Genomic DNA, 26,257 nt, shown 5'->3' on the forward strand with positions numbered 1-26,257 from the left:
GGTGCCCTCCTCCTGGGTCACGGTGAGGCCGCGATCGGTTTCAGCGAGGCGAGCGAGTGTACCCGAGAGCTTGGCCTCGTCGCGCTCGCTGGCCGGCACCAGGATGCGCTCGAGCATGGGGGTTGGCGGGGCCGTCCAATCGGGCGGCGGCAAAGCGGTATCGGCGGTCAGCAGGGCCGGTAGAGGCACAGCACGTCATTGGACTGCAGCACGCCTTTGACGCCTCGCGTCAATTCGGAAGGGCGGCGGCTCCACATCCCAAGCCATTGGTTCAGCCCACGTACTATTGCCATAATTAGCCCGCGCAGTCTTAATGTTTCTACCGTCGATGAGTGCCGCCAGAATAATTATTCGCGTGATACGATTGCTCCGACGCAATATACTCTTCATACGTGACGGATAGGACTGACACTTTTTCGACTAGGTTGTTCTTTCGGAATTTTGGCAACTCCAATATTGCCAATTTTTGCTGGCGCTCTCGTCGTGAGATTTCGCATGTCGCTGGTCACCCACCCCCCTACGATTGCTCTCGACTTTCCTGTTCAAGGAGTCAGCCGCCATCACCAATTCTGTAGGCCGTGGCGATCGACACCTCCCCAACGTTAGGGAGTGTGGCGTCAAGGCTGCGTTCGATCTCGATACCGGGAGGATCCGACGGCTTCTAACGCAGGTCGGGCTGCTTATTCCGGGTTGTTGGGCAGGGATTGCAGCGCGCGTGGCGCTGACGACCGAGCTGCTGACAACGGTTTCCGCGATGGCGCTGGTCGGCGCCCTGACGACGACCGCCGTATGGGCCGACGCTGGAGCGGGCGGGCAAGCCAGTGGTCCCGGCGGCGCTGCCGGCGCGAGCAATAATGGAACAGCAGGCGGTCCTGGAGGCGATGGCACGGACAACAACCTCGGCGGCGGGGGCGGTGGTGGCGGTGCCGCCGGTACTACCGGGGGCACCGGCGGCCCAGGCGGCGACGATACAACTCCAGGTTCGGGCGGTTTAGGCGGCGCAGGCGCTGCAACTGCCGGGGCAGTCGGCGCCGTTGGCGCGGTCGGTGCTGTTGGCGGCGGCGGCGGCGGCGGTGGCGGCGGCGCACATGGTTTCGTTGACGTGATCTTGCCTATAACTGGCGCAACTGGCGGCGCCGGCGGCGCGGGTGGCGCGGCACCGGAAATTGGTGGTGGCGGGGGTGGCGGCGCGGGCGGCTTTGGCGCGGTGACCACCGGTCCCCTCGGAACGCTAGGCGTCGGCGTCACTGGCGGAGCTGGTGGCGTTGGCGGAGCATCGGTGGGTGCGGGCGGCGGCGCCGGCGGCGATGGCGGTGTCGGTCTTGTGCTCAGCGGGAGCACGACCCAATCATTCGTCATCGGGGCGGGCATTACAGGTGGCGCAGGTGGCGCGGGTGGCGCAGGCGGCCTCGTGGGCGGGGCGGGCGGCGATGGGGGTGTCGGTCTGCTGGTGAGTGGCGGGGGAACCACGACGTTGACGATCGACGCGGGCATCACGGGCGGCGTTGGCGGGGTGGGAGGCGCCGGCGCATTACCCGGAGTCGCGGGCCAGAGCGGCGCCGGTATCGTTGGCCAGAATCTGGCGATTGCCATGGGTGCGGCCGGCATGGTCACGGCGGGCGCCGGGGCCGATGCGATCACCTTCACCGGCGGCACCAACAGTCTCACATTCGCCAATGCGGCCACAGGGCTGGTCGGCACGATCTCCGTCACGGGCGTGCTGACCTTCGATCAGTCGAGCATCAATACAACCGTCGCCAACGCCATTCTGGGAAGCGGTTCGATCGCCAAGACCGGCTCCGCCCTCATCACGCTCACCGGGGCAAACACCTATACCGGGACGACCACGGTCAATTCGGGTCAACTGCAAGCGTCATCGGTCAACGCGCTGGGCGCCGCTACTGGTGCGCTCGTCGTCAATGGCGGCACTCTCGATATCGATGTCGCACAGGCCAAGGGAAACCTGTCCGGGACCGGCGGAACCATCAATCTGGACGCCAATCTGGCCGTCAGCCAATCGCTTGACCAGACCTATGCCGGTGCGTTCACAGGGGCTGAGGGCTTCGTCAAAAATGGCGCGGCTACCCTGACGCTCGGCGGCGACAGTTCCGGCTATGCCGGCGACGTTGCGGTCGCTGGGGGCAGGCTCCTCATCGACAATACCGCAGGCACATTTGGTGACGGCACAAGTGGAATTTCCGTCGGCGCCGGGGCGACACTGGGTGGTAGCGGCGTGATCGGCGGGAACGTGTCGGTGGCGGATTTCGGCATATTGGCAGCCGGTAGCGGCCCCGGCACGTTGACGATCAACGGCAATCTTGTGCTGAACGCAGCATCGGTCAGCAACTTCGAACTCGGCGACGCCGGTGTGGTCGGCGGACTGCTGAACGATCTTGTCGACGTCAACGGCCAGTTGACCCTGGACGGCATCATCAACCTGACCCCCGCAGAAAGCGGATACTATCGGCTCCTTCAATACGGAACGCTGGTCGACAACGGAGCGAGCGTCAACTCGACCCTTGGCACGGGAACGCTGCAGCTGGGCGTCCCCAACCAGGTCAATGTCTTTGTCTCGAACGGCGGTCAGCTCGTTCAGGTCTGGGACGGTCTCGACGGCGTTGGCAACGGGATCGCCAGCAGCGGCGACGGAATCTGGACTGTGGCAGATACCAACTGGACCACTGGACCGGACTACAACTTCAATGCCACGTGGCAAAGCCAGGTCGGTGTATTTGGCGGTGCAGCGGGGACTGTCGTTGTCGCAGGCACGCAGGGCTTCCAGGGGCTCCAGTTCGTAACCGACGGCTATCAGGTCGACGGGGGGACACTGAACATGCTCGGTGACACACCGGGCGGCAGACCGACCTCCAGCTTCGTCAATGTGGACACCGGGCTCGCGGCCAGGATCAATGCTGTGATCAGCGGAAGCGCCCCGAATATCGGCTTGTACAAGATAGGCGGCGGAACGTTGAGTTTGGGTGGCGCCAACACTTACTCGGGTGGCACGGTGATCGGCGGTGGCACGCTGGCCATTGCTGATAACGTCAACCTCGGTGCGATATCCGGCGGCGTTACGCTTGACGGCGGCACGCTGCAATCAACCGCTGATATTGCAACGATCCGTGCTCTCACAATGACCAGAAATGGCAGGCTGCTGACAGATGCCGGAACGGCGCTGACCTGGGACGGTACGATCTCGGGCGCTGGCGGGCTCGACAAAGCCGGCAGCGGCACGCTGATCATCGCCGGCGCCGCCGCCCATACCGGTGGCACCGCGATCAGTGCTGGCACTATCGAGGTCGGCAATGGCGGCACGTCTGGCAGCCTTGCCGGCAACGTCGCCAATGCGGGAATTCTCGCCTTTAACCGCTCGGACATCGCGGTATTTGCCGGGGACGTCGGCGGCATCGGCAGTCTGGCCCAACGCGGTTCCGGCACCACCGTGCTGACGGGAGCGGTGACCCATACGGGCGGTACGTCGATCAGTGCCGGCACGCTCCAGGTCGGCAATGGCGGCACGTCAGGCAGTCTTGTCGGCAATGTCTCCGATGCCGGCATTCTCGCCTTCAGCCGCTCCAATGCCTTGACTTTCGATGGCATCATTTCCGGAAGTGGCGAAATCCGTCAGTTGGGTATCGGCGTGACCGCGCTCACGGCGAATAGTTCAGCGTTCTTAGGGCAAACCCTCATCTCATCAGGCAAGCTATCGGTGAACGGCCAACTGGGCGGCACCGTAGCCGTTGCCACCGGCGGCACGCTGATGGGCCAGGGAATTGTCGGCGGCACAACCAACCAGACCGGCGGCGTGGTGGCACCAGGCAATTCCATCGGCACGCTGACCATCAACGGCAATTATGTCGGCAATGGCGGCATCCTGGAAATCGAAGCTGTGCTGGGTGGGGACGGTTCGCCATCCGACAGGCTTGTCGTGACCGGTGATACCGCCGGCAGTACCAGTGTCGATGTCATCAATCTTGGAGGCGGCGGCGCCCAGACCATGCAAGGTATCAAGATCGTCGATGTCGCCGGCGCTTCCAACGGTAGCTTCGACCTTTTGGGCGACTATGTCTTCGAAGGCGAGCAGGCCGTGGTGGCAGGCGCCTACGGCTACCGTCTCTACAGGAACGGGATCAGCACGCCAGCGGATGGCGACTGGTATCTGCGTTCGGCATTGCTTGCCCCCGCCGTTCCGGACAGTCCTGTGACGCCGCTTTACCAACCGGGCGCCCCGATCTACGAGGCTTATGCTAACGTGCTGCAGAGCTTCAATGGCCTCGATACCCTGCGCCAGCGCGTCGGCAGCCGCTCCTGGGCAAATGGTGTCGTCGACGATGGCGTCTTGCCCGAGGCCGCACATGGCAGCGGCATCTGGGGCCGGATCGTTGGCGGCCATCTCAGCATCGACCCCAGGACATCGACGACCGACGCGCGCTACGATGCCGATATCTGGCAGCTTCAGGCGGGGGTCGACGGTCTGCTTGATGCTGGAGACGACGGCCGGCTGACCGGCGGCCTCTCGGCGCGTTACGGCACGCTCGCTGCCGGCGTCACCTCGCCATATGGCGACGGCGCCATCAATGCATCCGGCTATGGCCTGGGCGCGACGCTGACCTGGCAAGGCAAAGGCGATTTCTATCTCGACGCTCAGGCCAATCTCACCTTGTACGAAGGAGACCTCTCGTCCACTACGGCCGGCACCGGCCTTGCCTCTGGCATAGACGGCTTCGGCTATGCACTGGGAATAGAAATGGGCCAAAAGATAACGCTTGGCCCGAACTGGTCGATCACGCCGCAGGCACAATTGATTTATTCTGCGGTCGACTATGACGACTTCACCGATGCCTTCGGCGCCTCCGTTTCGCTGCTCGATGGCGACAGTCTCAGAGCGCGCCTGGGGATCTCTGCCGACTACCAAACTGCCTGGACCGACACCCTGGGTCAGGCCAGCAGCCTGCATGCCTATGGTATAGCCAATGTGTACTACGAGTTCCTCTCCGGGGCGCAAACCGACCTCGCAGGGGTCACGCTCGCCAGCGAGGAAGAGCCGCTTTGGGGCGGCATCGGTATTGGCGGCAGCTACAGCTGGGCCGACGACAAATACACACTTCACACCGAGGCGGCGTTCAATACCAGCTTGGGCAATTTTGGTAGGAGTTATGATGTGACTGGGACGGCTGGGTTCAGTGTCAAATTCTGAGCCTAGACGGTAACGGACGTCGCGTTGGCGAGCGGCTGCCAATGGGAGGCGGACATTCCTCCCGAGGTGAATGTCGCGCGCAACGGCGAGGCCAGCGTCGTGCCATTGTCGCCGTGGCCCGTCGCCTGGCGGTGATCCTGCACCGGATGTGGACCGACGGCACCGACTTCCGCTGGTGCAGCGATCGCCTGATCACCCACAACAGAAGCTTCAAACGGTTCTGCCTCGGCAGGAAGAGGTCCTCACAGGAACGAAGGTAGCGTGAGATCGTACTGGCAGCAGCCCCGCCAGTTGGCAAGGGCGCCCAAAAGATTGATCCCCATCATGGGGCGGTCACAGCGCCGCCCCCGAAGAGAAGCGCGAGCCCCGTGTGGCACGACCTCACGCAAGCAGTAAGGCTGACCCTGTACACACGCCGCTCGTCGGCGTTCTTCCAAGCCCAGCAATGCCGCCTCTCGGCGGCAAATGACGTCGTGCGGCCATTGACACAAACCACGATAGAGAAGCTGGCGTTGGGAAACGCCTACTATTGTCTCGCAGCGTCAGAGCTTGGAGCCTGACAGGTAAGGGTCAACTCAAGCTCAATTCCGAACTTGGCGGTGTCGCGGAGACGAATGCCGTCTGGCACGTGGACGTCTTCCGCGGCGCGGTGGCGGGAGATGCATCCCCGGGGCGCTCGAGGACATGGACCAGGGCATGAGGCCGCTTCGGGCCGATGGAGCCTTGTCGGTTTTCAATCGCGCTAGAGCGGGACTGTATCCGGTCGAACGCGACTTCGCACAACCGAGCCCCTGCGCATTGCGACCTGGAGCAATGGCGCTGTCCCCTCCCATATGGGAGGGGACATATGGCGACGCGGCGCTTAGGGCTTGATCGCTTCGTGTTCCGCGTGGGTGACGAAGTACATGTGGATGTCGTAATGGGGGACCTCGAAGCCCTCGTGGCCGTTCGGTTCCCAGCCGATGTCGGTGTGGTCGATGGGTGGCAGCGCGATGCCGGCCTTGGACGCGAGTTCGAGATAGGATTGACCCTTGGCCAGAGAATCACGGTCGATCATGAATTCGAGGAAGATGATCTTTCCCTCGGAAACGCCATAGATCGGCCCGAGCGGCAGGTCGGCGGGATTGGCCCAATGCTCGCCCATGCCGGGGACGACCCCTGAAACCTGCACGACGTCCGCTGGCAGCAGCGAGGCATCGGGGAGGTCAGAGAGATCGCCTGTGGGGGCGTCGTGGGCGCTTGTGGGCGCGGCGAGGATGATGGTCAGTGCGATGGCGGCTAGGTGGCGAAGAGCGGTCATTGTAGTCTCCTTGGGGTGATCGGGTTGGTGTCGGCGTAAGTGCGGCCTTGCGGGGCGAGGATTCTGCCTCACGCGGCCTTGGCGTCCGCCGCGGCACGGAGAGCGGCGAGTTGCGCCGCCTCCTGCGGCGTCGGTACGTTCGAGGTAACGGCGCCGAAGGCTTCGGCGGCGACAAGGGTACGGGCCGCGGCTTCGGGCAGCCGGTCCGCCCCTTCGAGCCGGAACGAAGCCGGAGAGAGCGGGCCGAAGAGCAGCGCCCGTCCAAGCTCGGGCCAATTTTCCGGGTCCGGTTCGACACCCGCATGGCGGGCAAAAAGGCGCGCCATGGCGTGCATGGGCATTTCCTGGGGGCCGCCGCGGCGCGCTTTCGCCGCCGAGAGTCCGGTATCCATTTGCGCGGTGCTGGGCGCGGGCGAGAGACCGGCCCAAACATAGCTCAGCCAGCGGGCCTGCAGTTCGAGGACGGGGAAATAGGGCCCGACCTGCGGATAAAGGCCGACAAAACCGAGACCGTCCAATTGAGGATGGAAGGTATGGTCGTAGAGGTCGATGTGTTGCCCATCGAGGCCGAGGGTCTCGGCAATCTCCCGACTGACAAAGGGAAGGGCGAGCGAATAGCCGGTTCCGAGAAGTATAGCGTCGACCTCCTCGGTGTCACCGTCGCTGAAACGCACGGAGTTGCCATCAATGCTATCGACCCAGGGGCGAGCGCTGATGCGACCCTCGGCCACGAGCCCGAGATAGGATTGCGATTGCGTCAGCCCGGCAACGAAGATGTTGTCGTCCGGTTTAGGCGCGCCGAATTGCTCGGGACTGCCGCAATGGCCCACTACGAGGTTTTTAAGACCGGCCGCCAGCGCTTCGGGCGGAAAGACCTCGCCGGCGCGCGCCGCGAAGCGGGTGAACGCCACATGGTCCGCCGGGACACCGGCAAGCAGCTTTTGCAGCACGTAACGCTGCCGGCGCGATGCGACGATGACTTTCCTGGCGCCGGAGGTTGCAAGCTCGCTAGCGATTTCGAGGGCGCTGATGCTGCAGCCGGCAACCAGGACGCGCTTGTCCCTGAAAGCGGCGGCGCCGGGATAGTTAAAACTGTGCGTCAGCCCGAGCGCGCCAGCAAACCCCGCAAGCCCCGCAATTTCCGGGACAGCGGGAGCGGTGAAGCGGCCCGTGGCCACTACCACGCGCTGGAACAATTCGGACCGCAGTGCCCCGCCATTTCTCGAGCGCACGATCCAGCCGGAATCCGGCAAGCGTTCAAGCACTTCTACCAGGGTCGAAAGACGCAGATGCGCGGAAAGACCCGAGGTGTCGGCATAGCGATGAAGATAGACCAGCATGTCGGCATGGCTGGGATAGACGCTCGTGCCCGGTGCGTGATCGAGGTCGCTGAAGGCAGTGAGGACACGGCTGGTATTGGTTCGCATGCCGGGCCATACGCCGCTGAGCGGCGACGAGGTGTTCCATTGACCTCCGATGCTGTTACTCGCTTCGAAAATGACGGGGTCGAAACCATGCCGCTTCAGATAATTGGCGGCCACCAGGCCTGCGGGACCGGCACCAATGATCGCAACAGCATTCTGGGGCAGACGGTCAAGTCCTTCGGACGTGTTCATAGTAAGGGCTCCTTGGCTTGAAGTGAGCCCCTTGATATGACTTGATGCTGTGGAGCGCTTCCTAAATGGATGCTAAGTGGCTGATCTTGATCCTAAAAGAACACTAAGCTGGACGAGCCTGAAAGCGGCACACGGGGCAATGGGGCGGCAACATGGTTGTGACCGAAGAATTGGCAGCTTTCATAGAAAGCCCGGTGATGATCATCGTGGGCACCCGCAACGCTGCGCTGGTACCCTCAATCGGCCGCGCCGCGGGAGCGCGCGCCGACCGGAGCACCAGTACGATTGATCTTTGCGTCTCCGCCTGGCAGTGGCCGCAGACCGTCGCCGATGCCAGCGAGACCGCCAGCATCGCCGTAACCTTCAGCCGGCCCTCGGACTATGTGTCCTATCAAATAAAGGGCGCGGTCATGTTCGTGCGTGCGCCGTCGGCGCATGAAAGCAGATGGTCGGGCGACTACGTCGTGAGAACGTCGGCCGTGCTGGGCGAACTCGGCGTCAGCACATGGGTCATTGAGGAATGGCTGGTCGGCCGCGACCTCGTTACGATTCGGTTCCTTGCCGAAGAGGCCTTCATTCAGACGCCCGGCACCAAGGCGGGTCAGCCCCTGAGAGTAGCTGGTTGATGGAATTAAGTCTGCGCCACCTGCAAGCCTGTTTCGAAGGAGTTGTGCCCTCGGTCATCGCCACAGCGGCCGCCGATGGCACGCCGAACATCTCCTACCTCTCGCATGTGGTGTGCGTCGACGATGAGCACGTTGCGCTTTCCAACCAGTTCTTCTCCAAAACCGCAGCCAATATCCGCGCCAATGCGCAGGCCGCCATTCTCATAGTCGATGCCATGACGGGCGCCCAATATAGGCTCGACGTAACCTTCGAGCAGACACTGATCGAAGGACAGCTCTTCGAAAAAATGGCGGCACATTTGCGAGCCGCCAGCACCCAAACCGGCATGGCCAACGTCATGCGCCTGCGGGGTGTCGACATCTATCGTGTGAACGATCTGCGCATGGTCCCATCTTCGGCGGAGCGGCCGGCTGCAGAGCCGCGAAGAAATGCGCAGATGGCACAGGTCGCCGAAATCGCTATGGCCGTTGCCGCGGAAACCGACTTCGACAGCGCCATCGATACGACGTTCCAGAGGCTCAGCGAGGTTTTCGGCTTCGCTCATGTCCTGATCCTCATTCACGACAAGCCCTCGGGGCGCCTGGTAACGCTTGGCAGCCGCGGCTACGGTCAGACGGGCGTGGGATCCGAAGTGCCGCTTGGTGAAGGGGTCATCGGCATTTGCGCAAGTGAACGCCGGCCGGTGTGCGTGGCCGACATGAGCCGGATGCGCCGCCTCGATGAGGCAATCCGGATTTCCCTGGCGCCGGAGAACCAAACGCGCATCATCGCGCTGCCCGGCCTCGGCAAGGCTATGAGCCAGATCGCAGTGCCCATGATGGTGCAGAAGGATTTTCGCGGTGTCGTCTTTGTCGAAAGTCTCGAACGCATGGCGTTTGGTGCGGACGCAGAAGCTGCCCTCGCGATCGTGGCATCGCAACTAGGTGCGACGCTGGCGATGATCGAGATGGTGTCGATGGAAACCGGGATCGAAGCAGGGCCTTCACCACAGGTACAAGCTGTCGATTCAGCAGCAGATATGTTCAGGGTCACGCACTACCCGTTCGACGACAGTATTTTCATCAACAATGAATATGTCATCAAAGGCGTCGCCGGGCGTTTGTTGCTGCATCTATTGACGATTTTCCGCGATGAGGGCCGGCGGGATTTCACCAATCGCGAGCTGCGGCTCGACGAGCGGCTTCGCTTGCCCGATCTGAAGGACAATCTTGAAACGCGACTGCTCCTGCTGCGGCGTCGTCTGGCGGAAAAGGCGTTGCCGGTCCAGATCCAGCGCTCCGGGCGTGGCCAAATCCGGCTCGACCCAGTTGGATCACCGATTTTGACGACGGCGCTCGGCAGCTAGGACGTGTTTGAGAAGTCGCGCCAGCGAGTTGGACGCGCAGAAGGGCCGACGTTAAGCGCATTACTTCCTCTGAAGTCGTCGGTCGCGGGCTCAAGCGGCAATTTCACCACTTGCCAGCGCCGCTGCCATTGCCCGATCCGGTTCCTGACGGTGCAAAACCTTAGGTGGACGCTCATAACGGATCGTCGGCGCTGCGAGTGGTCATTTCGTCAGTTCCATCATTCGAGCGAGCGCGGCGGAAAAGCCCTTGAGTGAGACCTTGAAGGGGACCGGTTGCTGCGGGCCTGCCGCAGTCGCGGTGAGATTGAGCACCCCGCCCGCCTCGAGTTTATCGACGACCGCCGCTTCGAAGCTCACCGGGGCGATGCAGCCCCGGGGAAGGCAGGTGGAGAAGGAAAGCACGGGGCCCTCTGTCTCGTCGATGTTGAGGGCGACGCCCAGGGCGAGCGCCAAGCCGAAGGGCATGAGCAGCGCACCCCCGAGCTGGCCATCCGCGCCAACGAGCAGTTCCGCCGTCAACATGTGCTCGCCGGCTTGTGTGGTTTGCACCTGTCGCATGACGCAGGTAGTGGCGTTGTTCTGCGCCCCGCAGGCCACGACCCAGTCCTGATAGGTCTCAACGAGCGATCCCGCCCCGCCGGGCAAGGGCGCAGCGCCCACGCCCGAGGCAAATGGAAGGGTGAGACAAATCGCGGCAATGGCCGAATGATGCCACGAGACAGCTTGTTTATTGGTCATTCTGGGTGTCCGGAGTTGTTGCGATTTCGATGAGCACGGAGCCGGGATCGAGCAGCGCGTCCGAGGGGCCGTCGAAGCCCGGCTGTCGCATCCGGTCGAGCTGATCAGGAAGGAAGGGGGCGGCGAAGCCATAGATGATGTGGGCCGAGGTCTGCGCCGTGGTGTCGGCGAGGATGTAGTTTGGGACATCGCTTCCGCCCAGCGATAGGCCGGTGATGGTGATGGGTTTGTTCCATCCGGGTTCGGCATCGGCGAAAACACTGGAGCCGCTTGCCACGGTAAGCGTGTCGCCGAGGACGATCCCGTTGAACACCGCACCGGAGGTGTTGTAGGCTGCTGCGGTCGTCCCATCGTAGACTTTGCTGAACGCGGTGATGCCGGTGATCGCTGAGATCACCGCCTTGGTGATGTCGGCTGTCGTGGCCGCCGTGGCATTGGCGAGCGTATAGTTACCCGCGTCGGCGCCGCCCAAGGTCAGGCCAGAGATACTGACCATCCTGCCGGCGCCAGCGTTCCTGTCGGCAAAAGCGCCAATCGCCGAGGCAACCTCCAGAGTGTCGCCGCTGACCCGGCCATTGAACCTCGCCTCTGTCAGATCGAGATCTGCGGCAGTGGTGCCGTCGTAAGTCTTGTCATTGGCGTAGATGTCGGCGATCGACGTGATCGCAGCCTTGGCGATATCAACCGTATTGGCGCCGCCCACGAGAGTGTAGTTGGAGGCAAAGCCCGTTCCATCGCCCAGCGCCAGTGTGCCAAGCGTCACGGCTTTGCCGTCCCCGGCGTTCTTGTTCGCCATGGAGCCGATGCCAGAGAGCGTTAGCGTCTCGCCACTTGCCAGGTTGCCAAGGCCGAAGATCGAGGCTGCGAGCCCGGTCGTGCTGTCATAGGTGCGGCTGCCGGTCAGCGAGATCATGCGCTGGGTGATTGTCAAGCCGGCTGAACCGTAGTCGACATAGTAGTCTGCCGCCGATCCAGCGGAATAGGAGAGGGAGAGTACGTTGGAGCCGGACCAGGCATAGGTGCCGACATTGGTGGCGGACGTAGTGGCGCTGCCCCAGTCGAGGGTCACATTGCCGGTCCCGACGCCGTCGACCGTGATGCCGCTCGCGGCGACGGAATTGCCATAGGCGCGCGCGAGGCTACCCGACATGCGGATGTAGTAGTCGTGGAGCGCCTCGCCGGCCAGCGAGCGCAACAGCGGCGCGCCGCTTGCCTTGGGCGTGCCCCAGACGCTGGCGAAATCCCAACCCGCATCGATGAAGGTGAAGGGATCGTTCATCGCGACGGTAGTCAGGCCCGTGCCCTTGCCGGTGTCGCTCCGTCCGCTGGTCTCTTCGTCGTAGAAGCTGGCGATCACCGTTCCCGCGAAATCCACGCCGACCAAGCCGCCGACATCGGTGTTTCCCGCGACGCTGCCTGTGGCGTATGTTCCCTGAAGCGTCCCACTGTTCCCGCCCGCCAACCCGCCGACGTCATCGTGACCAGTGACGTTGCCGGTGGCATAGGACGTTTCAATCGTCCCATCATTAGTGCCCGCCAACCCGCCGACCCGGCCGTCTCCGCTGACGTCGACCATGGCGTAGGAGCCAGTGAGGGTGGAGCCGCTCAAATTAACCCCTACCAGCCCGCCGGAATAGATCTCGCTCCCCGAGACGGTGCCCATGGCGTAAGAGCCGGAGATGGTGGTACCGGCATTGTACCCTACAAGTCCGCCGACATATCGGACACCGGAAACCGTGCCTGTCATATAGGAGCGGCTGATGCTGCTGTTGTTGGTCTGACCAACCAGCGCACCGACAGATCTATTGCCGGTGATACTGGCGTCAACCAGACCGATATCGTGGATCACCGCACCCAGCGCGTACCCGAAGAGCCCGATAGTTACTGAGGGTCGATTGATGGTCAGGCCAGCGATGGTGTGATCGAGACCATCAAAGACGCCGGTGAAGGCGCTTGTAGAGATTTGACCGACACTCACAAAGCCGGCGCCCGCGCTACTTGATGTGGCCCACATGTCGGACCGGCTGCTATCGGTAAGCTCGCTGCCGAAATCGACATTGTTCACCAAGCTGTAGCTGGCGGTCAGGTCCATCGCCATTAATTGCAACTGATGGGTGCCCGTGATGGTCGTGGAGTATTCCGAACGGAGGAAGGGGCGTGTGTAGCCTTCCACTACGTACCAGTCATTGGTGAAATCCCAGCCGCTGTAGCTCGCCTGCGTCAACGCCTGCGCCGTGGTCAGGCTCGTGATGCCGCTCGCGTCTCCCGCGCTCACGCCAAGGCTTTGGCCGGTCGTCTCCGCGTCCCAGACGCTGTTGAATATGAAGCCTGCACTGCTGGATCCCACCAGCCCGCCGAGACTCGTGCTTCCCGTCACCGCACCCGTTGCGTAGGTCTGACTTATGCTGGAACTGGATGCGTTTAGACCCACCAGTCCGCCGACATAGTCAGTGCCCGCCACATCCCCGGTTGCATATGAGAGGCTGATGGCGCTGCCATCGTTGTTAAATCCGGCCAGTCCACCGACTCTATTGGTTCCTGTCACAATGCCACTGGCATAGGTATGGGTAATGTTGGAGTTCGTCCCGCTAACCCCCACCAGCCCGCCGGTGAAGGATCCAGTCCCCGTAACCGTTGCGGTGGAATAAGCTCCATCAATGCTGCTGTTGAAATTCATCCCCACCAGTCCGCCAACATAATTGGCACCCGAAACCGTGCCCGACGAATAAGACTGGCTGACAGCGCCCTTGATATTGGTGCTCCCTACCAACCCGCCGACACGGTCCCGACCGGTGATGTTGGCGCCTGCAAGCCCGACGTTGCGGATCGTCGCACCTAGCGCTGCGCCGAACAGGCCGACGTAATCGGTCGATGGCCGGTAGATGGTCAGGTCGGTGATGGTATGGCCAAGGCCATCGAAAGCGCCGGTGAACCAGGTTGTCGAGTCGCCAATGGGCACAAAGCCGGCACCGCCATTCCAGTTTGCGGTATCGCTGGCGTCAATCTCCGCGCCAATGGCGTAGTTGCCGGATACACCGGCGCCAATATTTTGCAGCGCGATCAGGTCGCTAACGATGGTGTAGGTTTTGACTGTCCCATTGCTGCCGAGTTTGGTCGAGAAACTCCCGGTCGAAGCGAGGTTGATGTGGGTGTTGATGGCGTAAGCGGCAGTGTTGCCGGTGGCCACTGCGCCTTGCCCGTATTCCAGCGCCAATCCTGCGGCGCCGGAGCCGTTCAAAGCGCTGTTGATCTCGATATTGCGGAAGGCCGAGAGGGTGAGCGCATTCGCGCTCCAGGTCACGCTGTCATTGACAAAGATGTCGCCATTCCCGCTTGTCGCGCCATTTACGCTTTCGATGACGACGTTGTTGCTGGCGAGCTGGCTGGAGAGCGTTGCACCCGTGATGTCGCCGCCTGATGCCGCGATGGTGAAATCTTGTGGGTCAATGAGCCAGGTGCCGGTCACGCCGCCGACGGCTTTGGTCGTGATGGCGACATCGTCGGCAACCGTCACCCTTTTGGCGGATGTCTCGATGAACCCGCCGTTGCCGCCCGAAGGCGCAGAGGCATCGAGTCCGCCCGACACGTTCACCTCGCCGTTGTCCATGTCCCCCAGCAGCAGGATTCGGCCATTCTTCTTGGCGATGGTCTGCGCTTGGACTGTACCCGAGTTGTTCACAACGCCTTTCAAGGCATCGCTTGCGCCCTGGGCGGTGAGGATCGCCACGCCACCATCGGCCTGTATCAGCCCCTTGTTTTCGACCAGACCCGCGAGGGTGTTCGCCTTCACCTCGATCGTGAGCAGCCCGTCGCCGTCAAAGTCGAGCAGTACATCGGTTCCGGCGGCGAGCGCCGTTGAACCTTTGATCGTACCCGCGTTGGTGACGCTTGGCGCAATCAGAGCCACCACGTTGCCGGTGATATTGCCGCGATTGGTGATGCTCCCGCCCGAGCCGGTGAAGTTGTAATTGCCGCTGAGGAAATTCCCGTCCGTCATCCCCAATGTCGTGGCCACAAACGCCCCAGTCTGCACGCTGGCCCCTTGGCCGAAAACAATGCCGTTGGGGTTGATAAGGAACACTTGCCCGTTGGCGGTGAGGGAGCCCAGAATCTGCGACGGGTCTTGCCCGATCACGCGGTTGAGCGCCACCGAGGATGAGGCCGGTTGATTGAAGATGACGGAGTTGATGGCACCAATAGAAAATCCCTGCCAATTGGCGATCATCTTGTCCGTCGCCTGATTGATAACCACGGCGTTGTCATTCGTTGTGATCGCGCCCTGCCCCGCGACGATCTGCCCGCCCGAGGGTAAGTCGTCAGCCCAAGCGGGTGCGGTCAGCATGGTGGAGGCAGCGAGCGTGACGGCAAGTTTCCGCCGTTTGGATCTTCTACCCCCACCCCCCTTCGAGCATTCGGGTACGACGATCACCAATCCCAGCGTCTTCGACCAGATGTGCCTATAGATCTCAGTCATGGGTAATCGTCCGTTCAAAATTTGATCGCGCCCGAGAACCAGAATTGTTGATTGCTCGTGCCGCCGCCGGCGTTTTCGCCCGTGATGCTCGATCTGCCGGGATTGTCTCCCAGCCCATGTGCCCAGGTAGCCGAGAAGCTCAAGTTCTCGCGTGTCCAACGGGCCGAGAGCCCGGCGCTGGCGAGATCGTAGTCATTGCAGGCACAGGCGTTGGTGGTGGCGATGCCATCCGGGCTCTTGTTCACCCATACATGCCCGCCATCAAGGAAGGCGGCCAGCTGCAGCGCCCCGAAAGGTTCCGGAATCGGCGCCTCGTAGCGAAGCTCTATGGTTCCCAACAGGCCCATATCGCCGCGTCCCTCACCCACCGGCCAGCCGCGCACGCCATAAGGTCCGCCCAGGGAAAAATCTTCCGAACTGTCGAGATTCTTGCTGGCCCATTGGCCATAAACCCGCCCAAACAGCGAGAAATCGCGGGGCAAATCCTGCAACCGGGCAAGGCTGGCGTTGAGGCGATGAAACTGCCCTTGAGTCTGCAATCCAGTCTGATCGGCAGCCAGCGCCGTTGGCTCGCGCGACAGATCAAGATCGCCATAGGTCCAGCCCAGTGACCAGGAGGTCAGCCCGCTGCCGAACGCATGATCGCGCATATCGCCGTTCATGCCGACCTGGGTTGCGATGACGCGCTTGTCCTGAAGACGTCCGATGAGGGATTCGTCCACCAGCGCTTTCCAATTCAGTCCGCCGGTAACAAGAAGGTTGAAATCCCGCCCATTGATAAGGCCGTAGTCGAGCCCGATCCCGGCACTGTGAGCGTACCCCTTCAGATCCAGCGCCGTGCCGAGATCGTCGACGTTGCGGTATTGGAGGTAGTTGTAATTGGCGTTGACGGTGAATTTGCTGGTGCTCAGGGGCATGCTTGACGCCGCCTGCCCGAATTTCTGCCCTTCCGAAAAGGTGCCGGTGAGCCGCGTCAGATCACCATGCCCCGTGAGATCGGTGATGGTGACCAGCGCATTGCCTTGTGCGCGTCCGGTGGAGCTGGAACCGGCATTGTCGCCCCAGAAGGAGGCGGAGAAGATGGGGGCCTGCTCCACATCGACGATGAGCAGGCTGGTATTGGCCGCCGTCCCCGGCGTCAGCTTGGCGCGCGCCGTGACGCCCGGATGATCGTTCATGCGCAGAAGCGCTTCTTCGAGGTCCTGCTTGGTGACGCTCTCCGCCACGAGATGCGATTCAGCAATCATCCGCAGCCGATCTTCGTTCGCGCGCACGTTTTGCCCATGCTCAAACGTGATTCCCTCAAGCGTCCCCTCGATGATCTCGATGGTGACGATGCCTTCGGTGATGTCCTGCGGCGGCAGAATGGCGCGCGCCAGCAGGTGGCCCTGTTGCTGCAAGCTGGCGGTCACTTTGCCTGCCAGCGCATAAAGGCCGGTGAGCCCGAGCCGCTTGTCCTTCACCGAAGCGGAAAACCGCGCTCGGTCTGCTTCGGAAAGCAGTCCCACCTTGGCGGAAAACCGCAACTGCCTGACGATGATCGTCTCCCCCTGCTCCGGGGCGGGTAGTTGAGCCGACCCAGGAGCAACCTCCTCAGGCTTCGGCAGGCTCTCCAGCCGCTGCCGTTCCTGTAGCCGCCATTGCTCGCCCAACAGGGAGCCGACATCCTGCGCGCGGACCTCGCCGGAAAAAATGACTGCCGCGCATCCAAACAATGACGCGCCCCACAGCCAGTGTCTCTTGCCGCTCTTCACCCTTGCGCGCCCCGATTGTATCAATACGACGGCCATCGAATGAGATTTCACGAAAGATAAACTTGGGCATCTTTGTGAATTGCATATCTATTGCTCGGATGACGCCGAATAGTATTTCGAGGCAGACTACCGTTTGGAAGATGGGCGTATATACCATGAATATGGTATATGCCGTGCCGCGGTGCCCGCGTAGTTGTCCGCAACTGCGCCCAGATTTTTCAGTGCGAACGGAACGAAGCGCGTGCAACAGGAGTCGTCCGAGCAAGCCGAGGCAAAAGAAGCCTGGCGCATCCTCCTCGTCGAGGATGACGTCCCCGTCCGCGAGCGGCTGGCCCATATTCTTTCGAGGTGGGACAGGGGCCATGTCGTCGCGGCGTGTGGCACACTGACCGAGACCATGGATATCATGAGCGCCGAGGCGATTGATTTGCTGATTACAGATCTGCGCCTACCCGATGGCAACGGGATTGATGCCATCAGACTGCTGAAGGCCGCCTCCCCCCAAGCCGAGGCCATGGTCATCTCGGCGCTGGCCGATGAACGCACCGTGCTCGACGCCATTGAGGCAGGCGCTTCCGGGTATCTTTTGAAAGATGCCTACGCCATGGATCTGATCGATGCCATCACCGATCTCATGGCCGGACGTTCCCCCATTTCCTCGAGCATCGCCCGCGTTCTGGTGCGCCGCCTTGCGGGCCAGGAAGAAACCGGGCGTCCGCACATCAAGCAGACCGACCTGACAGCGCGCGAGATGGATATCATCTGGGGCATCGCCAAGGGCTTCACCTATGACGAGATCGCCGATCGCCTCGGCATTTCGCGCCAGACCGTGCCTGTGCATATCCGCAACATTTATCGTAAGCTCTCGGTGAGCAATCGTTCCGAAGCCGTGTTCGAAGCGCGCCAGCGCGGCCTGTTGCCGAGGTGAGCCATGGCGAGTTGGCGGGATTTCATCGGCAAGGCCGGCGCGCTTGCAATCTTCGTTGTCTTGTTGCTCCTGCCCTTCGCGATACGTCTGCCCGAGCCCGACGCGCTGCGCATCGAGCGAGCGGTTTTCAGCCTGAACGACGGGGCAGCCGAAGAGGTCATGCTTCCCCATTCCTGGCCGCGAACGCCTGCCCCAGGTGCGGCCCAGGGCGAATACCGGATAACGTTCAAGGCGCTACCTGAGCAAGATGGATCGCAGCTCCTCTTGATCCCTTTGTCGCGTCTCGATCTTCGCGTCATCCTCAACGGGCGCGAACTCCATATCGATCGCGCCAGTGCCTGGGCATCGCCACTGGTCAACACGGCGGGTCTCGTACGCTTGCCGCCAGACGTGCTTGCGAAAGGCGAGAATGTCCTGTCCATCCGCCTGGATCGCAAGAGTGGTCTTCGCCTAGGCTACCTGTCGAAGCTTTATGCCGGCGACGCTGATCAAATCCTGCCAAATTACCACCTTCGCGCCTTTTTTGCCGATCAGTTGCGCATGATGATCCTGGCGCTGGCGGTCTTGATCGCCGTCGGCGTCACCGCGCTTTACCTGATCCGTCGACAGGATGTCATCTTTGGCTGGTTCGCGCTGCTTGCCGGTGGCGGCGTGCTCATCAATCTGGTCGAGCTCGGCCCATTCCATCTGCTTTCCGACCCTATGCGCGCGATCCTTGTCGTGGCACTCACCAATTTCACGAGCATCTCAATGATCGGGGTGGCCTTCGCCGCCGCCGAGCGACAGCTGCCGCGCTGGCTAATCCCGCTGATTGTCGTCTGGCCGACGGTTGTTTTTGCGTCTCTGGCGAGTATGCCAAGCTTGCCTATCCTGATCGGTCTATTCGGACTTGTGCCGCTCGCTTGGCTGCTTGCTGCGATCGTCATTCTCGTTCGCGCCTTTCGTGACACGCGCAATGTCGAGAATGCTCTTCTCGCCGCGGCCCTGGTCATAATCATCTGGTACGGGCTCATCGACTTCGCCACGATCACCGGCATGTATGATCGCGGCTTCCTGCTGCTTCCCTATCCTCAGCCACTGTTAATCGCAGCGGGTGCCTTCATTCTCATTCACCGGCTCGCCATATCACTGCATAAGATCGACATTGCCAACGATACGCTCCGAGTCAGGCTCACAGAACGGGAGTCAGAACTGGCCGAGGCGCATGCGCAAGAACGCGCGCTCACTGCCGGCATCGCCCGCGAGCAGGAACGTCAGCGCCTGATGCGCGACCTGCATGACGGGCTCTCTGGCCATATCGTCTCCATTATCGCGCTCGCAGAACGGGCGGAAAATCGCGATATCGAACAAGCCGCGCGCGAATCGCTGGACGATTTGCGCCTCGTTATCCAGTCGCTCGATATTGACGGAGAGGACATACCGGTCGTGCTCGCCTATTTCCGCGAGCGGGCCTCCCCGCAATTGCGCCGCATCGGTATAGCGCTTGACTGGTCCATGGATCGTATCCCGGTCATTACCGGCGTCACCCCCGGCCATGCGCTTTCACTTCTGCGGATACTTCAAGAGGCGGTGACGAACGCCATCAAGCACGGACCCGCGCGCCGCATCGCGATCAACGGAACGACCTCGCAAATGGGCTCCGCCATCATCACAGTTGCCAATGACGGGCGCAACATCTTGTCAAGAGTTGAGGGAAACGGTTTTAGAAACATGCATCGACGTGCCGAGTCCCTTGGCGGCAATCTCACGGTCGCACCAACCTCGAACGGCATGTGCCTCACCCTCGAACTTCCACCAAGCCTTCCGACGCTGGCGTCATAGCTTTCCCATTCCTTGTACCTCTTGACCGTTGCGCCTCCCACGAGGTGCAGGCCCTGATCTGCCCGTGCATCGCTTGATCGAGTTCACGAAGCAACGAAGCGACCACCGGAGCAACCTGCCAGTCGGCAGCGCGCCCCATATCGGCCTTTTGCATCACGGCTGCCGTTCGCCAAAAGCTGACATTGCCGACGACGTGCGAAGTGGCTCTTCTGCGTCAGAAGCGCGAGCAACAGCTCCGTACTGTGCCATGGCAAGTACGGAGCTGAAGCAGGCTCACTCTGCAGCAGCAGCTCGCTCCATGCCTGCACCCGAGGGCAAGTCATACATGCCTTGGCTGAGCCCATTCAGGTAGCCGATCACCTCGTCGGACGGCATGACATTTGCGTATTTGGCATGCATGTCGCACAGGTTGACGGCGTGATTGGCTTGGGCGCGGTCGAAGCACCCGTCCTCCACCACGGTGACCCGGTAGTTGAGCGAGAAGGCGTCGAGCACGGTGGCACGAACGCAACCGGATGTGGTGGTGCCGGTCACGATCACGCTGTCGCAGCCCAGAAGCTGTAGATACGAGACCAGCGGCGTCCCGGCAAACCCTGAAGGCTTCTGCTTATGGATGACGATGTCGCGCGGACCAGGTGCGATCTCGGCCACGATCTCGTTGCCCTCCATCCCATCGCTCGTCAGCAGCGGCGCAGCGGAGAACCCTTCGTCCTTGCGTCGCGAACTCTTCCACGCCCAGGAACCGGCGTCCCACTTGTCGGGACGCTGGGCCCCGGTGGTGTAGATGACCGGTATGCCCTTGCCGCGGCAGGTCTCGATCAACTTCTGCAACACAGGCATGGCTTCCCAGGCGTATTCGCCGCAGGATGTACGCCACTTCTTGATGCTCTCCAGTATCGGTGTCGGCTTCTCGTCGCAGAAGGCATAGTTGACGTCGATGATCAGCAGGGCCGGCCGCTTGCCCCACTCCGCAAGCGAGCCGAAGCCCGAGGATGCGAACACCGCCTTGTCCTCTGCGCTCAGATACTTGTCCCAGATACGTTCCGTCATGGTCATAGATCTCCTAGGTTCGAGTGGATGGGAATGCTCGTGCGGTCTGGTGATCAGCAGGCGCCGCGCCCCGAGCACGAAAACGGCGCCAAACGCGACAAGAAGGGCGGCGTTGAGAAAAAGCCCGCCGTCATATCCGATATGGCCGACATCGACGATCATGCCGATGGCCAGGGGGCCGACGAGGTAGCCGAAATCGCCGGCAAAGCGCAGCAGGCCCATGGCCGAGCCCTGCTGCCGGGCCGGAATGACATCGACCGCATAGGCGCCAATGGCCGGGCCACCGATGCCGGTCGCCAGGCCAATGGCGATCATCCCGGCGAACAGCATTACCGCGCTGTCGGCCATGGCAATGCCAACCAGGGCCGCCGCGGTGGCGAGAAGCGAAAAGGTGATGATGGCGGCACGCGGCGCCCTGTCAACGATATATGCGGCGGCCGGTAGGGCCAGCAGGTTTGCGACAGCTGAAAGCGACATGGCGAGGCCAAGCTGGTCGGGCCCGATGGCATAACGCTGGTCGGCCAGCAGTGGGATCATCTGCCATTGGCCGGCCGTCCGAGTGAGGAAGAAGCCGAAATTGGCCAACAGCACGCACAGGAATGGCACGATCAGCAGCAGGCCCAGCATGCCGCGCGATTCCGCGTGCGGCGGCTCTTCGAGATGCGAATTGGTGTCGTTGAAGAGCATGAGCGGCAGCAGGCCCGACAACAGGCCAATGGCCGCAGCGACATAGAAGGGGCCGGCGAGCCCGAACAGGCCGGCCGCAAGGCCGCCGACGCTGGGTCCGAAGGCCGCGCCCACTAGGGTTGCGCCCTGGAACATCGACATGACCTTGCCACGGGTACGGCGGTCGCTTTTCTGCGCCAGGTAGATCATGGCGGCCGTCATGAACAGGCCCGATCCGACGCCCTGCATGACGCGTCCGGCCAGCAGCGTCGCATAGCCGGGGGCGACGGCGCCGAGCAAGGCGCCGGCCGAGCAGAGCAGGAGGCCAAACCCCAGCAGCGGACGAATGCCGACGCGGGAGGCAAAGTGGCCCGCAGGCAGATCTGCCGCCAACCGCCCCGCAGCGAAGACGGTGATTATCAGCCCGATCTGCCAGTCGGGAACGGCAAAGCTCTGCGCGTAGATGGCCATGACCGGCGTCAGCATGCCGAACAGCATCATGTGCCCTGCCACCGCGACCAGCGTGATCGGCAGGTAGGGCATCGTTTTCAAGGTTTCACGCCAGCTTGCCGGGTTCACGGGCAGGTCGCCAAAGAGCGCGTTCATGCCCTACTCCGCCGGCTCGCCGGATTTTTCCGGGGCTTTGAGCGGACCGCGATGCACCGTGAAGGCAGAAAAGCCCAGCACCGTCGCCACCAGTACGGCGCCGCCGCTGTAAAAGGCGGCAGTCAGGCCGAAGAGTTGGCCCAAAATGCCGAACATGGCTGGGCTCAGCACCTGGGAGAATCGGTTGGCGAGCAGGCGTAGTCCCATGAGCTTGCCACGCTCGCTCTCTCCCACCGCGTCGACCATGATCATGATGCTGACCGGCAGATTGACGCCGACGGCGCCGCCGATGGCGGCCGCGAGCAGCAGCATGGTGACCGGATTGCCGACCGCCACGGGTGTCAGCACTACGCCGACGGCCGCGATCGTGCCGGCCGACAGTAGGATAAGTTCCAGCGAATAGCGGTTCATCAGCCCGCTGAGGGCGAAGCGCGACAGCATGCCGGCAAGCCCCTTGAGAGAGATGGTGAGGGCTATCAGAAAGGTGGCGAAGCCGTTCTGATCCAGGTACAGCGGGAGGAAGCTCATGTAGAGCGCCTGGATGTACATGACCAGGAACGTGCCCGTCAGCCCGAACTGAACCGGTCGCGACCCGGCCAGGCCAATGCCGCGCTTGTAGCTGGAGACGATCCCCGCGGGGCTGAAGGCGTCGCGGACGCGGACATGGCTGGCATCGGGATGGGGATAGCGTGTGCTCAGCCAGAACAGCGCCACCATGAACAGCACGCAGGCAATCAGCGAGGCCACGAAGGCGGCGCGGTAGCCGTCATTGGGAACGGCAAAGGCCGAGGCGATGAGGCCACCGACGATCGGCCCCAGCATGCCGCCACCCGACATCCACATGGAATACTTCTTGATCGCATTGTTGCGACTTTCCCGATCGCCATGGGCCACCAGCACCTGGAACGAGGAGGCCATGATGATGACCGAGGCGCCGATGAGCACCTGGGACAGGGCCAGCAACGGAATGCCCGTGGCAAACACTGTGCAGACCAGCGAGGCCAGCAGGAACCAGGAGCCGAATTTCAGCATTTTCATCGGCCCGATGGAGTCAATGAGCTGACCCGCCGGCATGGCGATGACGATGGGCAAGAGGGCCTTGAGCGTGACCATCAGCCCCACTGCAAAGGTGGATGCTCCGAGCTCGGTGGCGTAGAGCGCAAAGAACGGGTTGGCGAGGCCCTGGATGGTGAAGAACACACCGCCGCCGATGACTCCGAACTGGGTAAAGCGCGCTCCGGCGTCACCAGACGCAACGTCAGTGGGCATAATGGCAGGCCACCTGTCTTGAAAGGTCGTGGTTGGGCAGCGTCGGTTTCTCCGCGCGGCAGCGATCGGTCGCCATGGGGCAGCGCGAAGCAAATGCGCAGCCCTTGGGCAGGTTTAGAGGACTGGGCAATTCGCCCTGCAGAGGTGTGCTGGTGCGCCGGCTCTCGATAGCCGGATCGGGCACCGGAACGGCGTCGATCAAAGCCTTGGTATAGGGATGGCGCGGGTCGGCGAAGACCTCCTCAGCCGCGCCATATTCCACGACCTCGCCCAGATACATCACCGCGATGCGGTCCGAGATGTAGCGGACCGTCAGCAGATCATGGGAGATGAAGACGAAGCTGATGCCTAATTCCTGCTTGAGATCGACCAGCAGGTTGATGATCTGGGCGCGTACCGAGACGTCGAGCGCCGAAGTCGGTTCATCGGCCACCACCACGGATGGATTAAGCGCCAGGGCTCTGGCCACCGCAACACGCTGGCGCTGGCCGCCGCTCAGCTGATGCGGATATCGCTCCGCAAAGGCGGGATCGAGCCCCACTTGGCTGATCAGGCGTTTGACCGCATCGAGCTGTTCGACCTTGTTGCCGCGCGCCTTGACCACCAGGGGCTCGGCGACGATGTCGCCAATCGTCATCTTGGCGTTGAAGGACGAGGCCGGGTCCTGGAACACCATCTGGGCCAGGCCCGCAATGAAGATGTCGCCCGAGGTCGGCTTTTCGAGTCCCAGCAGCAGCCGGGCGACGGTGCTCTTGCCGCAGCCGCTTTCACCCACAATGCCCAGCGTCTCACCCTTGTGGACGCGCAGATTAACGCCGTTCACGGCGCGGACGACCATCTTGCGCGATGTCTCGAACTGCTTCCACAGCGCGTTGAGTTCCACCACCACGCTGCCGTCGGGCTCAAAGGGCCTGTTGGTGCGCAGCGGCCTTTCGGCCTTGAGCGTGGCGCCATTTTCCAACCCATACGGCGTCCAGCATGCAGCCCGGTGATCGAGCCCCCGGTCAGTCAGACGCGGCGCCTCCTGCAGACAGCGATCATGGGCCGCGGCGCAGCGTTCCTTGAATGCGCAGCCGGTGATCGGATACCGCATGTCCGGCGGCAGGCCGGGAATCTGCGGCAGCCGGTCGCTCTTGAGCATGGACGTGCTTGGAATGGTGCCGAGCAGGCTCTGCGTATAGGGATGGGACGGGTGGGCAAAAATGTCCTCCACCCGACCGAATTCGACGATACGCCCAGCATACATCACCGCCACCTTGTGGGCGAAGCGTGCCACCAGCCCCAGATCATGGGTGATGAACATCATGGCTGCGCCCGCCTCGGCGGTGAGGTCTTTCAGCACCTCCACGATCTGGGCCTGGATGGTGACGTCGAGCGCCGTGGTCGGCTCGTCGGCAATCACCAGTTGCGGCCGGCAGGACAGGGCCATGGCGATCATGACGCGCTGGCGCATGCCGCCGCTCATCTCGAAGGGATAGGCCTCGATGCGGCGTTCCGGTTCGGGAATGCCCACCTTGCCCAGCCACTTGATTGCCTCCAGGCGCGCCTGTTCGCGATTGAGCCGCAGGTTGCGCATGATCGGTTCGATCATTTGCTTGGAAATGCGCATGACCGGATCGAGCGACGACATGGGGTCCTGAAACACGGTCCCCACCAGGTGACCCCTGATAGCATTGAGCTGGCCTTCGCTCAGCTTGGTGATGTCGCGACCATCGAGCAGCACCTGGCCGCCCGCCACCTTGCCGGGATGGGTCAGCAATCGCAGGATGGACATGGCCATGGCGCTCTTACCCGAGCCGCTTTCACCCACCACCGCCACGCGCTCGCCGCGTTCGATGGCAAAGGAGACGCCATCGACGGCGGTCACCGTTCCCGAGGCGGTATGAAACTCGGTGCGGAGGTCGCGCACTTCGAGCAGCGTGGTCTTTACCGGCGCCTGGTAGTTCATTTCGGTGTCCTCCAGTTAGCGCGAACGGGGGTCGAGCAGCTCGCGGACGCCGTCCGAGAGGAAGTGCAGGCCGACGGCGATGAGCAGGATCACCACACCCGGCAGCGTCGAGATCCACCAGGCCTGTTCGAGATAGGTCTGGCCGTCGCGCACGATGTTTCCGAGCGAAGGCTGGGGCGGCATGATGCCCAGGCCCAGGAAGCTGAGGCTGGCCTCGACGAGGATGGCATTGGCCGCCGCTATGCTCGCCGCGACCAGCATGGCGGCGATGGTGTTCGGCACGATGTGACGGGTCATCAGCCAGTATTGGGAAGCATCCACGGTGCGGGCCGCATCGATAAAGGCGCGGGAGCGCAGGCTGAGCACCTGCGAGCGCTGCAGACGGATGAAGCGGGGTACATCAGCCAGCGAGATGGCGAGGATGACCGGCACGATGCCCGTTCCCATCACCGAGACCAGGCCGATGGCCAGCAGCAGCGATGGGAAGGCGAGGAAAATGTCGACCACGGTCATGATCGCGCGGTCGATCAGCCCACCATAGAAACCGGTGAGGGTTCCGAGCACCATGCCGAAGACCAGGGCAATGGAGGCGACGCTGAATCCCACCATGATCGACACCTGCACGCCTGCCAGGGTGCGGCTGAAGATGTCTCGGCCCATCTTGTCGGTGCCGAACACATGCTCGATTGACGGAAACTGCATCATGGCACGCAGGTTGGTTTCCAGCGGTTTCTGGATGGGCAGCACTGGCGCCAGGATGGTCAGAGCGAAGATCGGGATAAGAATGAGCAGCGCCAGCCGGACCTTGCCATGCGATAGCAGCCGGTGCCGGAAGACCGCTGAAACTGCGGCGAGCAGGCCGGTGTTTCGTGCAGGTGTGGCGGGGAGCGTGATGTCAGCCATGGGAGGGGTCCTTGC

14 protein-coding genes and 2 pseudogenes are annotated in these 26,257 nt (G+C 62.5%); 6 read left to right on the plus strand and 10 right to left on the minus strand.

Features of this window, described 5'->3' with window-relative positions; genetic code table 11:
- Positions 1-189, minus strand: a pseudogene (locus V6M52_RS14075) (hypothetical protein); the annotation flags it as partial.
- A 526-nt stretch (positions 190-715) separates the two neighbouring features.
- Between V6M52_RS14075 and V6M52_RS14080 the strand changes: the two are divergent.
- A complete protein-coding gene (locus V6M52_RS14080) occupies positions 716-5,197 on the plus strand; it encodes an autotransporter outer membrane beta-barrel domain-containing protein (protein WP_332701463.1) in 4,482 nt (1,493 codons plus the stop codon).
- 77 nt (positions 5,198-5,274) lie between these two features.
- Positions 5,275-5,457, plus strand: a pseudogene (locus V6M52_RS14085) (hypothetical protein); the annotation flags it as partial.
- Positions 5,458-6,059: 602 nt separating this feature from the next.
- Here V6M52_RS14085 and V6M52_RS14090 read toward each other — a convergent pair.
- Positions 6,060-6,497: a hypothetical protein gene (locus V6M52_RS14090; RefSeq protein ID WP_332701464.1), complete on the minus strand. Its 438-nt coding sequence runs from the start codon at positions 6,495-6,497 to the stop codon at positions 6,060-6,062.
- Between the two features lie 68 nt (positions 6,498-6,565).
- On the minus strand, positions 6,566-8,113 hold the full coding sequence (locus V6M52_RS14095; protein ID WP_332701465.1) for a flavin-containing monooxygenase: 1,548 nt from the start codon (positions 8,111-8,113) through the stop codon (positions 6,566-6,568).
- A 152-nt stretch (positions 8,114-8,265) separates the two neighbouring features.
- Between V6M52_RS14095 and V6M52_RS14100 the strand changes: the two genes are divergently transcribed.
- Both V6M52_RS14100 and V6M52_RS14105 read left to right on the plus strand, forming a co-directional pair.
- Positions 8,266-8,739, plus strand: coding sequence for a hypothetical protein (locus V6M52_RS14100; RefSeq protein ID WP_332701466.1), 474 nt, complete (start codon positions 8,266-8,268; stop codon positions 8,737-8,739).
- The gene (locus V6M52_RS14105) at positions 8,739-10,085 is read left to right on the plus strand and encodes a pyridoxamine 5'-phosphate oxidase family protein (RefSeq protein WP_332701467.1); all 1,347 of its coding nucleotides are present in this window, start codon (positions 8,739-8,741) and stop codon (positions 10,083-10,085) included. Before V6M52_RS14100 ends, V6M52_RS14105 begins: the two co-directional genes overlap by 1 nt.
- Before the next feature lie 201 nt (positions 10,086-10,286).
- Here the strand turns inward: V6M52_RS14105 and V6M52_RS14110 are convergent, their stop codons facing one another.
- From V6M52_RS14110 to V6M52_RS14120, 3 genes are read right to left on the minus strand one after another with little or no spacing between them, the layout of a single operon-like run.
- Positions 10,287-10,823: an invasion associated locus B family protein gene (locus V6M52_RS14110; RefSeq protein ID WP_332701468.1), complete on the minus strand. Its 537-nt coding sequence runs from the start codon at positions 10,821-10,823 to the stop codon at positions 10,287-10,289.
- Positions 10,813-15,297, minus strand: coding sequence for a beta strand repeat-containing protein (locus tag V6M52_RS14115; RefSeq protein ID WP_332701469.1), 4,485 nt, complete (start codon positions 15,295-15,297; stop codon positions 10,813-10,815). The genes V6M52_RS14110 and V6M52_RS14115 overlap by 11 nt, the downstream gene beginning before the upstream one ends.
- A 14-nt stretch (positions 15,298-15,311) precedes the next feature.
- A complete protein-coding gene (locus V6M52_RS14120; protein WP_332701470.1) occupies positions 15,312-17,087 on the minus strand; it encodes a ShlB/FhaC/HecB family hemolysin secretion/activation protein in 1,776 nt (591 codons plus the stop codon).
- Between the two features lie 157 nt (positions 17,088-17,244).
- On the opposite strand from V6M52_RS14120, the gene V6M52_RS14125 reads away from it, so the two are divergent.
- Complete coding sequence (locus V6M52_RS14125; protein WP_332701471.1) at positions 17,245-17,979, plus strand: response regulator transcription factor; 735 nt, start codon at positions 17,245-17,247, stop codon at positions 17,977-17,979.
- 3 nt (positions 17,980-17,982) lie between these two features.
- The gene (locus V6M52_RS14130; protein WP_332701472.1) at positions 17,983-19,800 is read left to right on the plus strand and encodes a sensor histidine kinase; all 1,818 of its coding nucleotides are present in this window, start codon (positions 17,983-17,985) and stop codon (positions 19,798-19,800) included.
- 273 nt (positions 19,801-20,073) lie between these two features.
- Here the strand turns inward: V6M52_RS14130 and V6M52_RS14135 are convergent, their stop codons facing one another.
- From V6M52_RS14135 to V6M52_RS14150, 4 genes are read right to left on the minus strand one after another with little or no spacing between them, the layout of a single operon-like run.
- Positions 20,074-22,122: an MFS transporter gene (locus V6M52_RS14135; RefSeq protein ID WP_332701473.1), complete on the minus strand. Its 2,049-nt coding sequence runs from the start codon at positions 22,120-22,122 to the stop codon at positions 20,074-20,076.
- A 3-nt stretch (positions 22,123-22,125) separates the two neighbouring features.
- Positions 22,126-23,391: an MFS transporter gene (locus V6M52_RS14140; RefSeq protein WP_332701474.1), complete on the minus strand. Its 1,266-nt coding sequence runs from the start codon at positions 23,389-23,391 to the stop codon at positions 22,126-22,128.
- A complete protein-coding gene (locus tag V6M52_RS14145) occupies positions 23,381-25,339 on the minus strand; it encodes an ABC transporter ATP-binding protein (RefSeq protein ID WP_332701475.1) in 1,959 nt (652 codons plus the stop codon). The genes V6M52_RS14140 and V6M52_RS14145 overlap by 11 nt, the downstream gene beginning before the upstream one ends.
- 15 nt (positions 25,340-25,354) lie before the next feature.
- Entirely contained in the window at positions 25,355-26,242 is an 888-nt protein-coding gene (locus tag V6M52_RS14150) for an ABC transporter permease (RefSeq protein ID WP_332701476.1), read from the minus strand.
- Between the last annotated feature and the right edge of the window lie 15 nt (positions 26,243-26,257).

The sequence above is a fragment of the Devosia sp. genome, from assembly GCF_036676215.1.
In the GTDB taxonomy this organism is placed as follows: domain Bacteria; phylum Pseudomonadota; class Alphaproteobacteria; order Rhizobiales; family Devosiaceae; genus Devosia.

Excerpts from the sequence above, each read along its gene's own strand:
- V6M52_RS14090 (WP_332701464.1), bottom strand. The coding sequence starts at position 6,497 with ATGACCGCTCTTCGCCACCTAGCCGCCATCGCACTGACCATCATCCTC.
- V6M52_RS14095 (WP_332701465.1), bottom strand. The coding sequence starts at position 8,113 with ATGAACACGTCCGAAGGACTTGACCGTCTGCCCCAGAATGCTGTTGCG.
- V6M52_RS14100 (WP_332701466.1), top strand. The coding sequence starts at position 8,266 with ATGGTTGTGACCGAAGAATTGGCAGCTTTCATAGAAAGCCCGGTGATG.
- V6M52_RS14105 (WP_332701467.1), top strand. The coding sequence starts at position 8,739 with ATGGAATTAAGTCTGCGCCACCTGCAAGCCTGTTTCGAAGGAGTTGTG.
- V6M52_RS14110 (WP_332701468.1), bottom strand. The coding sequence starts at position 10,823 with ATGACCAATAAACAAGCTGTCTCGTGGCATCATTCGGCCATTGCCGCG.
- V6M52_RS14115 (WP_332701469.1), bottom strand. The coding sequence starts at position 15,297 with ATGACTGAGATCTATAGGCACATCTGGTCGAAGACGCTGGGATTGGTG.
- V6M52_RS14120 (WP_332701470.1), bottom strand. The coding sequence starts at position 17,087 with ATGGCCGTCGTATTGATACAATCGGGGCGCGCAAGGGTGAAGAGCGGC.
- V6M52_RS14130 (WP_332701472.1), top strand. The coding sequence starts at position 17,983 with ATGGCGAGTTGGCGGGATTTCATCGGCAAGGCCGGCGCGCTTGCAATC.
- V6M52_RS14135 (WP_332701473.1), bottom strand. The coding sequence starts at position 22,122 with ATGAACGCGCTCTTTGGCGACCTGCCCGTGAACCCGGCAAGCTGGCGT.
- V6M52_RS14140 (WP_332701474.1), bottom strand. The coding sequence starts at position 23,391 with ATGCCCACTGACGTTGCGTCTGGTGACGCCGGAGCGCGCTTTACCCAG.
- V6M52_RS14145 (WP_332701475.1), bottom strand. The coding sequence starts at position 25,339 with ATGAACTACCAGGCGCCGGTAAAGACCACGCTGCTCGAAGTGCGCGAC.
- V6M52_RS14150 (WP_332701476.1), bottom strand. The coding sequence starts at position 26,242 with ATGGCTGACATCACGCTCCCCGCCACACCTGCACGAAACACCGGCCTG.